The organism is Enorma phocaeensis, assembly GCF_016901575.1.
Taxonomy (GTDB): Bacteria; Actinomycetota; Coriobacteriia; order Coriobacteriales; family Coriobacteriaceae; genus Limicola; species Limicola phocaeensis_A.
In genome coordinates, this window is the sequence record NZ_JACJKQ010000066.1 from 1 (window position 1) to 701 (window position 701).

The 701-nt window shown below is 68.9% G+C and carries 1 protein-coding gene; it reads left to right on the plus strand.

The window, feature by feature from the left end; genetic code table 11:
• A partial coding sequence (istB, locus tag H6A15_RS10205) for an IS21-like element helper ATPase IstB (protein ID WP_204673645.1) occupies positions 1-615 on the plus strand: 615 nt, incomplete at its 5' end.
• Positions 616-701 lie beyond the last annotated feature (86 nt).

The window sequence follows — 701 nt, forward strand, 5'->3', positions numbered from 1 at the left end:
CTCGAGGCCGAGGCCGCCAGCCGCGACGCCTCGAAGCGCGCGTCGCTGCTTCGGCGCTGCGGCCTTCCGGCGCCGAAGACCTTCGACGGCTACGACTGGTCGGCGGTGTCGTGGCCGGAGGGGCTCGGCCGGGAGGACCTGCTGTCGCTCGCCTTCCTGGACCGCCGCGAGGACCTGGTGCTGATGGGCGACGTGGGCACGGGCAAGACGCACATGGCGAGCGCGCTGTGCCAGCTCGCGTGCGACAGGCGGCTCGAGGCGCGCTTCTTCACCGCCTCGTCGCTCGTGATGCGCCTGAGGCGCGCCCGCGAGGAGGGCAGGCTCGACCGCGAGATGTCGCAGATCGCGCGGGCCCGCCTGCTCGTGATCGACGAGCTGGGGTTCCTGCCGCTCGACGCCGACGGCGCCCGGCTCGTGTTCCAGGTCTTCGCCGACGCCTACGAGAGGCAGAGCGTCGTCATCACGACGAACCTCGAGTTCTCCCGCTGGGGAGGGGTCTTCGGGGACGACCAGATGGCCGCCGCCGTCATCGACCGCGTGGTGCACCACGGCAGGCTCGTCCAGTTCCGCGGGGAGTCGTACCGCGTGAGGCACGCCCTCATGCAGGAAGGATAGCTGCTCAAAAACCACCGCTCAGACCGCGAGCTCATGCTGCTCAATTCCCGATGCACATTCTGCTCAAAACTACTTGACTAAACACA